The organism is Flagellimonas pelagia, assembly GCF_003584135.1.
Taxonomy (GTDB): domain Bacteria; phylum Bacteroidota; class Bacteroidia; order Flavobacteriales; family Flavobacteriaceae; genus Flagellimonas; species Flagellimonas pelagia.
On record NZ_QXFI01000015.1, the window covers coordinates 21601 to 31784 of the forward strand.

The window sequence follows — 10184 nt, forward strand, 5'->3', positions numbered from 1 at the left end:
TATTCGGACGGGTTTCCAGAGTAAATACAACAATTATGTTGTTGCTAATTTAGTAGGGAAAATCATGTTTTACACTTCAATTGTCCCAAATACTTACCCTCAACTTTTGCGCATGGATCCTATCGGGTTTTTGTAGTGTTCCGGTAGATAAGCGTAAAGCAAAAACCCGAAAGGGCGCAACCTACTTCTTTGATCTCAGTAGCCCATATCCTCACCCGCACCCCTTGCCTTATCAATGCCCCTTCCAAGTGCTTTGATGATCTTGGCCGCTATTTGTACTTTATTGGTCGGTATACTTGGTGTTTTGACACCCATCGTTTTAAGAAGTTTAAAGGCCATGTCCTTTTCCTTTGTGGGCAGTCCCATCACCTTGGCAAAGAACTTCCCTGGTTCCTTGGCATGGGCCTTTCTACCAGCATAGGATTCCACGTAATTCCTTTTAAACCCTGTTGTCCTATCAAACGTCTTCTCCGCTGCTTGGTAAAAACTGTCCCTATCAAATCCCCTTTTGACCATCTTTCCATTAAGTTCCACTTCGGAGGCCTTGTGCTTTGCCATTGGGGAAAGTGTATAGGTGTTCGTCACGTCCCTTCTGCTTACTATGATGTGGATATGGGTCTGTGGCCCTTCTTTTTGCATCCCTGCGGCCACTAATCGCCCGTTCTGTTTGTGCGGGGCCAATCTTTCTTGCTCTTTGATTCTTTTTTCAAGCTCATTGACATTCCCAATGGATTCACCACGCTCCACTTTTCGTATCTCGTTCCTGAGCCTTGCTATTTCCCCTCGGTACGGCGCATTCTCCTGAACCTGCTTGTCAAATCCCCTATAGGTGCGCTCATGCTCTATCTTGGCATAGTATTTCAGGTTCTCGGCCTTTACCTCTTGGTTACGATGGAAACTCTTGGCATATTCCTCCATGAGCTTCCTTGTATATTCCCTTAGCATATTGGGGTCATTCTCTATGGCCTTCAATTCCCTTTGGTTGGGACTGACCACTATGGAATAGAATTTCGGATCCTTCTGCCTTAGTTTAGCCGTATTGGCATCTATTTCATCAATGACCGTTTGAGGGCTTACACTGTCATTTTCTTGGTCAAAGAACTCCTCCCTTTGTTCAGGCAACCTATCCTCGTTTTCCTTTTCCAGATAGTCCACATAGTTTCCTACACTGGAGTTATAGGTACTGCCCATTTTCTGTGCTGAGATGGTAAGGTACATGGACGTTATTTTAATTGGTACTTTAAATTTTCAAAATCCTCGATGCCCATATTGATCTTGAGATATGGCTTCCCCATCATTGGCTCCACCTTCTCAACATTATGGAGGATTTCATTGCAGTGTTTTTTATATTCTTTGAATTCATGCAATATTCTATCGTGCTCCACTTTGGGAACGGTGTTTCTAGGCTTCAAAAAATCCATTCGTTCTTCCTGTATCTTAACAGGTTCAGGTCTCGGTTTCCTTCCATCCTTTACATAGGCCTCGTAAAGAATGAGCATCATTTCATAGGTAGGGCGGATACTGGTCTTTTCCATGTTCTTGATAATGGCGATGAGCCTATCAAATTTCTTCATCATCTGACGCTCCAATTTTTTGATACTTTCAAGGATGACCTTCGCTCCCTCTCCAAAAGGGTCAAGGTTGTTCTCCTTGAAGTATTGCACCATTCCATCCAACACTTCGCTATTTGATTTGTTGAACTTTTTGGAATAACTGCGAAAACGTGTGGCCGTCTCCTTATTTACCGTGATGTTGGAATAACCACCGATTCCTTTCTTCGTTCTGCCATTTGTAAATTGCTTTTCCATAGATGCGATTTTGTTTTTTAGTGAAATTGCGTCAATTTTTTCGTCAAAAATTTCCAGTGTTTATAGGGCTTCCCAAAGGGTTTACTGTAGATTTTGGAAAAGTCTACTGTAGCCCCTGATTTTGCACAATATTCCAAAATCAATTCAATTAACTGGTTTTCAACTTGTTGAATACCCGAAAACAACCGTGATGGCGCAATTTGCGCATCACCCTCTTGCTATTCCTTCGTCCCGCAAGCGGGACCGAATAAATACAGCATGATTGAAAATCAGCTAGCCTATAAATGTTCTTTGTTTGTGCGGATTTTTGGAAAGTCAAATCAAAAAGGAAAACCCGCCCGTACTATTAAATAGTAGTATTCAATAATATAAAGATACAATTTTATTAACTAAAAAAATGACCTCATAAAAGTCCTCTATCAGGGTTTATATTGTTAATCGTAAATCCCTAAATTTATATAGGTTTAAATAAAGTATTTTAATGTACAATAGAATTGCCCATATCGCTTTGGTTGTAAAGGACTATGATGAGGCAATTCATTTTTATACGCATAAACTGGATTTCGTACTTCTTGAAGACACAAAGATTGATGAATTTAAAAGGTGGGTGGTTGTTGCATCATCCGGAGCAAAAGAATGTTCTTTATTGCTCGCCAAAGCTGCCAATGAGAAACAATTGGCCAGCGTTGGGAACCAAACAGGAGGCCGTGTTGGATTTTTTCTTTTTACAGATGATTTCAATAGAGATTACGACAAACTGGTCAATCGGGGGGTAACATTTGTAAGAACTCCTAAAAAGGAGCCTTATGGAATTGTGGCCGTGTTTCAAGATCTTTATGGTAATTTATGGGACCTTTTGGAGCCTAATGAAAATAATAAGGGAGTAATAAGATAAAAGAATCCAAAGCTCATATAAACTATGATAGAATACAATGTAGAACACAATTTGAAAGTTGAAGAGTTCAAAGAGGTTTTGGTAAATTCCACTTTAGGTAACCGTCGGCCAATAGATAACCTTGACACCTTGAAGAAAATGGTTGAGATGGGGAATCTTATTATTACAGCTAGACATAAAGGCAAACTTATTGGCATTTCCAGATCGCTAACTGATTTTTCATTTTGTATCTACCTGTCAGATTTAGCAGTTGATATAAAATATCAGAAAAAAGGGATAGGAAAAGAATTGATTAGAAGAACGAAAATGGAAGCACCAGAAGCCAAATTAATTTTACTGGCCGCGCCTGAAGCTATTCCTTACTATCCTAAAATAGGGATGACCCAATATGAACATTGCTATTATTTAGATAATATTCAAAACTTAATTTGAGTTGATAAAGTTCAAATAAAAGATAAGCCTTAAACGGAAAACATTCAGATATAGCCAACCTCAAATGAATCTGACCAAAAAACAAATAGTACTCGCATCCCCTATTTTGATAATTGCAATCAATTTTGGTAATGCATTTATATTTGGGGGAATTATTGGTAAATGGGCCTTTATACCAATAATATTGATTGAATGGTGTTTATTTCTGTTCTTCATTTATAGGTATTCCGATAGAGAAATAAGAACAAAATGGCTGCAAAGGCCAAAAGGGCCATTTCTTTGGAACCTTTTGGCATTGCTGATTGGTTTTTTGCCACTGCCTTTGTTTTTAATGCATTATCAAGCATTGGGGAATTGGAATGTTTGGGTTCCTTGGATTTTATTGGCTTTGATCAATCCTTGGTTGGAAGAATATTATTGGCGTGGACTGCTGCTTGAGCATTCCAAAAAATGGTCGAACTGGGCAGCGATTCTTTTTACAAGTCTGGTATTTGCCCTTAACCATGCCGTTTTTGGGGTAAATTCGGAGCTAAACAAGGGCATGACCATTATAGTATCAACTTTCATTATGGGGATTGTTTGGGCATTGGTTTTTAAAAAAACGTCGAGTTTACGATGGATTGTACTAGCGCACTTTTTGGTCGACTTTTTCAACTTGTCCGCAGCCTCATTTTTAGACTTGTATGAAAAAGGAAATTGGTAAAATATATTTTAAAAATTAAACTTTTTGAAAGCTCTGTATTTTGATACTTGACTTTAAAGTTCAAATAAACGATTGCTCACAAAGTATAAAACAAAAGATATGATGAAGAAATGCCACATTACCATAGGCTTTATTTTTATGGGCCTAATGGCTTGTAAAACCAATAACCTGAGCTACGATGAAGCATTGTTTAACCAAATCGAGAATGGTGGCTTTAATGGCAATGTACTCGTATTCGAAAAAGGAGAGATCAACTTAAAAAAAGCTTTTGGATTGGCAAATATCAATAATGGCGATTCCTTAAAAATTGGTTCTATTTTTAGACTCGGGTCGGTCAGCAAACAATTTACCGCGATGGCGGTTGCCATACTTGAAGAAGATGGAGTACTTTCATATGACCAAAACATTCAGGATGTTATACCGGAACTTCCATATATTGGAATTACAGTAGAACACCTTTTGCAGCATACTTCGGGTTTACCGGACTACTTAGATCTTATGATAAACCATTGGAAGCCTGAACTTGAAGAGAATGACCCCGCTAGGTATATTTCCGGTAATGAGGATATAGTTCAAATGATGATTGAGAAAACGCCTGAAATTCATTTTGAACCTGGACAAAAATGGGAATATAGTAATACAGGGTATGTTTTATTGGCGACAATAGTTGAGCGCGTTTCTGGAAAGCCGTTTGAAGTATTTTTGAAAGAAAGAATTTTTGAGCCTGCCGGAATGACCAATACATCTGTCTATAAATTCGTTGACGGTCAAGACCCCAAAATGCCGTTACGGGTTTTTGGTTTTTCAGATGAAAATGGAGAACGAATATTAAATGATACTCATTTTCTAAATTTTGCCAAAGGAGACGGAGGAGTGTACTCTACATTAGAAGATCTTTTGAGGTGGGATAGGATTCTTCATACGGATGAACTTGTTACGGCAGCTACTCTTGAAAGGGTTTTTACAGCTGGCAAGTTGAACAACGGGGAAGCGTTTGAGTACGGTTTTGGATGGTTCTTGGACAATAAAAATCCTAGGATTAAAATTGTCTATCATGGTGGTGGTTGGGTCGGATTTGGAACCTATATATACAGAGATATTTCTCGTGATTCTTGTTTTATAATTTTGACCAATAATTCAAGTTGGCAAGAAGTCGAGACCCTTGTTGAGAAGTTCAAAATCATAATGGCAAACTAAAAGTTCAATATAGGGTGGAGGCCAAATATGATAAAATAGGAGTTAACTACAATGTCACAAGAAAGGCCGACCCATTATTAGTTGCAACTTTTCTAAAACATTTACGGCCAACATTGGAGGGCCATTATTTGGATATTGGGTGTGGAACAGGAAATTATACAATTGAATTCCAAAAAGAAGGCTATCAATTCATTGGTATCGATCCCTCCCATGCAATGCTTGAAAAGGCAAGATTGAAAAATAAAAACATTGATTGGAAAAAAGCTACTGCTGAAAGCATTCAACTCGCAAACAGTTCGATTGATGGAATCGTTGGATGTCTGACCATTCACCATTGGACTGATTTAAATAAGGCCTTTCATGAAATTTGTAGGGTACTCAAGGTCAATGGTAGAATCGTGATTTTCACATCAACACCAGAACAAATGAAAGGATATTGGCTTAATCATTATTTTCCAAGAATGTTGGATGATGCGATTGCACAAATGCCAAGTCTTTCGCAGATGGAAAATATCGTTAAAAAATGTGGTATTGAAATCATCGAAACAGAAAAGTATTTTATCCAACCCAATCTTCAAGATAAATTTCTGTACAGTGGAAAGCATAACCCTGAATATTATTTTGATGATCAAATAAGAAATGGAATTTCCTCATTTTCGTCATTGGCAAATCAAATGGAAGTGAAAATGGGATTGTCAAAATTAAGAGCGGACATTGATAATGGGGAAGTTTTTAAAATCATGGAATCCTATGAAAATGATGAGGGCGACTATCTCTGCATAGTAGGTAAAAAGTCTATAATCAAACCGAGTAGTCAAAAAGTTTAAATAAACGATTAGATATAATGAGATTCCTCTTTTGTCTTGTTTCATTTATAATATCAATTCAAGGGTTTGCTCAAAACCCAGTAATAGAACCTTATGTTAACTTTTTAAATCATATAGATAAGACATCTGCAAAGGATTACATACTTCAGAAATTTGATGACCATGACATTGTGATTCTATGTGAAAGGGACCACAGTGAATTCACCCAATATGAATTGGTCAAAGAAATCCTATCTGATGAACGCTTTCAAAAAAATATAAAGAACCTATTTACAGAGATTGGGCTCATCAATCTACAACCTGAAATCACCCAGTTCCTTAAGACTAAAGGATTGGATAGTGTGATTGTAGACAAGAGATTAAGTCAGTTTCAGCGGGATGCTTCCTTTTGGGTCATTTGGGATCGTTACAATTACCACTTCCTTTTGAAAACAATCTATGACATCAACAATCTCTCGGACAATCAAATTCACTACTACCCATCCGATGTTGAATTTGATTGGCAAAAAGTGAACAATGTTGAGGACTATGACAAGGAACAAGAATTTGAATTAGAACCACGGGATAGTTTGATTGCACGGAACATCATCAATACCTATAAAAGGATCAGTTCCAAGGGCAACAATAAAGCCCTGATCATTCTTAACTACAGGCATGCTTTTAAAATCAATATGGTGACCAGTAATGGAGAAACCGTCAAAAATGCAGGTAAGTATCTTCAAGATTATTTTGGGGAGCGATTGGCGAGTATCTTGACCAACAGGCCAATTTTCACATCCAATGGGAATGGGTTTGTCTATGGACTCATCCAAGATGGTAAATGGGATGCATCATTCAAATCAGAGAACATCCGAAATATGGGGTTTGATCTGCATGAAACAGTCTTTGGAAATGATGGTTTTGATATGTGGAAGGGTAACACCGACAACTTAAAATATGAAGATGTTTTTGATGGTTTTGTTTTTTATGAACCCCTAGAAAACCACAGACTGTTGGATTACTATAAAGGTTTGGTGCCAAAGGAACATGAGAAAGAATTTTTTAGACGATATAGAATCCAGATGGAATATATTGATAATGATGAAGTATTGAAAAAGCTTGATAATAATGATTTTAGGGAATCACTTTTAAAAGAGGTGAACACGCCAAAAGAAAGGAAGTACCCCAACTTTGATCAATTAATGGAAATCAGGGATGAAAATCTACGGGATTAAATCAAATAACATATCTTAAAGTTCAAATAAACGATGAAAATCCTATTACTTGGTGCAACAGGGAGAACTGGTAAATTGGTGTTGAAAAGGGCTCTTGATAAAGGTTATCAGGTAAATTGTCTTGCTCGTAAAACAAAACGGATTGAAAGAAATGATGGATTGTCAATCTTTGAAGGAAATCCAACTAATAAAGCTGATTTGATGAAGGCAATATCTGGATGCGAAGGCGTTATCAGTGTTTTAAATATTTCAAGAAAATCTGATTTTCCTTGGTCGCCTTTGAGAACACCAAGCACATTTCTTTCCGATGTGATGACTACCTTAGTCCCAATAGCTATAAAACAGAATGTCAATCGAATTACAGTTTGTTCAGCTTGGGGAGTTTCTGAAACCAAAAAAGAAATTCCCAAATGGTTCAAATGGTTTATAGATAATAGCAATATAGGTGTTGCATATAAAGATCATGCAAGGCAAGAGAAAATAGTATTGGAATCGAACTTGGAGTGGACAATTGTTCGTCCAGTCGGACTATACAACTCAAATAGAGAAGAAAACATCTTGGAGACTTTTGACAATGTGCCTAAGCCAAATCTTTTGATAAGTAGGCAAAGTGTTGCGGAATATATTCTGGAGAGTATGGAAAATGACATGTTAATCAAAAAAAAGGTTGTTATATCGAAGGGATAACTGGTTAAAATGAAGAATGACTACTATTATTTAGTGATGAAAGAACAAAGAAACATAAGGTTGATTGGGTTCCTTCCTACGATTGGAATAATTCTCTTTATCGGTCTATTTGTTTATTCATCTTTTTTATACCCAGGAGGTTCACAGGTAAATTTGGAAAGTGTTGGGTTTGATTGGGTCAACAATTATTGGTGCAACCTAATGAATGAACGGGCAATGAATAATATGATAAACCCAGCAAGACCTTTTGCCATTGCAGCCATGTTCGTTCTTTGCTTAAGTCTTATGCTATTCTTCATTCAGTTTGCTGGAAATTTTACAAAAAACCCCATTTGGAAAATTATCATTCTGATATTTGGAATTTTATCCATGGTATCAGCGTTTCTAATGTTTACTGAATTCCATGATTTAATGACAACACTTTCAAGTATCTTCGGAGTGCTTGTTGTTTTGGGGATAATCTGGGAAATATACCAGAGTAATATGACCAATTATAAAATAGGGGGTATTATCTGCATTGCTTTATTGGGACTGAACAATTACATTTATTACAGCCAACAGTTCATACTGTTTTTACCCTTATTGCAGAAACTGACCTTTGCTTTAGTTCTAGGTTGGATAATAGGCCTTAACTTTAAAATGATGCGGAAAAATAAGTCCCAAATAAGCTTAAAGTAATTAACCGATTCTATTCAATTGAACTTTTTGTTTCTGTAAAACTTATCGGAGCACCCTAATTTCATAAAAATCATATCTTTAGGGAAGCAACTTCTACAACTCATGTACAATTCTTCTTTAAAACTCAAAAATGGAAACAGACATTCATAAATTGATACCCCATCGCTCCCCTTTTTTATTTGTGGACAATATTCTTGTTTCCAATGATAAGGAAGTTGTGGGCACAAAAAAATTCGATAAGAAAAATAATCAAATGTTGACTGGAAGTTTTCCCGAATTCAATTTTGTTCCTGGAATGATCATTATTGAGTCAATGGCACAATGTGGTGGTGCGGGAATAAAGAAAGCAGGCTTGGCAGACGGTTTTTTTGGACTTGTTAGCATGGAAAATGTTAGGTTCTTTAATGGCGCAAAATATGATGAGGTAGTTAAATATGTTATCAAAAACATAAGGATAAGCAACAGGCTGATTAAGCAATCTGGAATTGCTTATGTTCAAAATAAATCTATTCTGGAAGCTATGTAGATACCCCGATCTTTAGGACAGTTTTTCTACAAAACCAATATAATTATCAAGCTGCTCTCTTGAATAGATCGATGGGTCTTTCATAGTCGATGGACTGATGTCTTCTTTCATGGTTGTAATAATCAAAGTACTCTGCCAATAACAGATAGAGTTCCATACCATCCTTTGGAGGGTTCAGATAGATTTTCTCATACTTTACATTCCTCCAAAGCCTTTCGATAAAGGCATTGTCGGTGGCCCTTCCCTTGCCGTCCATGCTCAGGCGTATTCCCTGACCCAAAACATAGTTGGCAAACTCCTCGGCAGTGAACTGGCTCCCCTGGTCCGTATTGAGGATCTCCGGTGTCCCGTGCTCACCTATGGTCTCTTCCAATGTTTCCCTGCACCATTGGGCATCCATGGAATTGGACACGCTCCAGTTCAGGACATAGCGGCTGTGCAGGTCGATGATGGCCACCAGATAGAGATATCCCTGTTGCATGGGGATATAGGTAATATCTGTGGCCCAGACCTGATTGGGCCTGTCAACGGTCAGGTTCCTCAGCAGGTACGGATACGTTCTGTGGTCCTTGCACCTTCGGGAGGTATGTTTTCCCGGAAGGACGGCCCTGAGGCCCATTACCTTGTAATAGAGCCGTTCGATACGGTTCCTGCTCACCTTGTACCCTCTGTCCCTGGTCAGCCAGATGTGCATCCGCTTGGCCCCTTTGAAGGGATGGTGGAGGTAATGCTCGTCCATCTCGCGCATGAGCCTCAGGTTCAGTTCGCTCTCGCCCCTTGGCCTGTAATAGAGCCCCGAGCGATGGACCGACAATGTTCTGCACTGCCTTGCAATGCTCATCTTGGAATGACCCTTGCGTATCATTTTTCTGCGTTCGGAGAGTGGTCTCAGCGCAAGGCGTCCTTTAAAAAATCGTTCTCGACCTTCAACTGGCCTATGGCCTTTAGAAGTTTGTCCTTCTCCCTTTCGGTCTCGCTGCGGGCATCCTTCTTGCCCGATTCGAACACCTGCTCGGCCCCATCAAGGAAATCGCGCTTCCAAGCGCTGATCTGGGTAGGGTGTATCTCGTACTTCTGGGCAAGTTCGGCAAGGCTATGCCGTTCCTTCAAGGCTTCCAGGACCACTTTGGTCTTGAACTTCGGGGTAAACTTTCTTCGTGTCATATTCAGTAAATTTAATGATTAAACTTACTGCCCTAGTTTTTGGGGTATCTACA

At 38.5% G+C, this 10184-nt stretch carries 14 protein-coding genes; 10 read left to right on the forward strand and 4 right to left on the reverse strand.

Going from position 1 to position 10184, the window contains the following annotated elements; genetic code table 11:
* Positions 1–195 precede the first annotated feature (195 nt).
* On the reverse strand, positions 196–1218 hold the full coding sequence (gene mobB / locus D2V05_RS06095) for a MobB family relaxase (protein ID WP_119646730.1): 1023 nt from the start codon (positions 1216–1218) through the stop codon (positions 196–198).
* Between the two features lie 5 nt (positions 1219–1223).
* Positions 1224–1808 carry a BfmA/BtgA family mobilization protein gene (locus tag D2V05_RS06100; protein ID WP_119646733.1) on the reverse strand — a complete coding sequence of 195 codons (585 nt, stop codon included), beginning with the start codon at positions 1806–1808 and terminating at the stop codon, positions 1224–1226.
* A 481-nt stretch (positions 1809–2289) separates the two neighbouring features.
* On the opposite strand from D2V05_RS06100, the gene D2V05_RS06105 reads away from it, so the two are divergent.
* The 10 genes from D2V05_RS06105 (at position 2290) to D2V05_RS06145 (ending at position 8967) form a co-directional block, all read left to right on the forward strand.
* Positions 2290–2703 (forward strand): VOC family protein, encoded by a 414-nt coding sequence (locus D2V05_RS06105; protein WP_119646735.1) that lies wholly within the window; start codon positions 2290–2292, stop codon positions 2701–2703.
* A gap of 24 nt (positions 2704–2727) precedes the next feature.
* The gene (locus D2V05_RS06110; RefSeq protein ID WP_119646737.1) at positions 2728–3135 is read left to right on the forward strand and encodes a GNAT family N-acetyltransferase; all 408 of its coding nucleotides are present in this window, start codon (positions 2728–2730) and stop codon (positions 3133–3135) included.
* Positions 3136–3384: 249 nt separating this feature from the next.
* The gene (locus D2V05_RS19810; protein ID WP_235855404.1) at positions 3385–3573 is read left to right on the forward strand and encodes a hypothetical protein; all 189 of its coding nucleotides are present in this window, start codon (positions 3385–3387) and stop codon (positions 3571–3573) included.
* Entirely contained in the window at positions 3539–3838 is a 300-nt protein-coding gene (locus D2V05_RS19980; RefSeq protein WP_379829899.1) for a CPBP family intramembrane glutamic endopeptidase, read from the forward strand. Before D2V05_RS19810 ends, D2V05_RS19980 begins: the two co-directional genes overlap by 35 nt.
* 99 nt (positions 3839–3937) lie before the next feature.
* Entirely contained in the window at positions 3938–5035 is a 1098-nt protein-coding gene (locus tag D2V05_RS06120) for a serine hydrolase domain-containing protein (RefSeq protein WP_127137554.1), read from the forward strand.
* 14 nt (positions 5036–5049) lie between these two features.
* Entirely contained in the window at positions 5050–5862 is an 813-nt protein-coding gene (locus D2V05_RS06125; protein ID WP_119646744.1) for a class I SAM-dependent methyltransferase, read from the forward strand.
* A 170-nt stretch (positions 5863–6032) separates the two neighbouring features.
* Complete coding sequence (locus tag D2V05_RS06130) at positions 6033–7076, forward strand: hypothetical protein (RefSeq protein WP_119646746.1); 1044 nt, start codon at positions 6033–6035, stop codon at positions 7074–7076.
* Positions 7077–7109: 33 nt separating this feature from the next.
* Positions 7110–7763: an NAD(P)-dependent oxidoreductase gene (locus D2V05_RS06135; RefSeq protein ID WP_119646748.1), complete on the forward strand. Its 654-nt coding sequence runs from the start codon at positions 7110–7112 to the stop codon at positions 7761–7763.
* 9 nt (positions 7764–7772) lie between these two features.
* Positions 7773–8441: a hypothetical protein gene (locus D2V05_RS06140; RefSeq protein ID WP_147378238.1), complete on the forward strand. Its 669-nt coding sequence runs from the start codon at positions 7773–7775 to the stop codon at positions 8439–8441.
* A gap of 130 nt (positions 8442–8571) precedes the next feature.
* Entirely contained in the window at positions 8572–8967 is a 396-nt protein-coding gene (locus tag D2V05_RS06145) for a 3-hydroxyacyl-ACP dehydratase FabZ family protein (protein WP_119646752.1), read from the forward strand.
* A gap of 46 nt (positions 8968–9013) precedes the next feature.
* On the opposite strand, the gene D2V05_RS06150 is transcribed toward D2V05_RS06145, so the two are convergent.
* Positions 9014–9832 carry an IS3 family transposase gene (locus tag D2V05_RS06150; RefSeq protein WP_119645567.1) on the reverse strand — a complete coding sequence of 273 codons (819 nt, stop codon included), beginning with the start codon at positions 9830–9832 and terminating at the stop codon, positions 9014–9016.
* 23 nt (positions 9833–9855) lie between these two features.
* Complete coding sequence (locus D2V05_RS06155; protein ID WP_072882405.1) at positions 9856–10131, reverse strand: transposase; 276 nt, start codon at positions 10129–10131, stop codon at positions 9856–9858.
* Between the last annotated feature and the right edge of the window lie 53 nt (positions 10132–10184).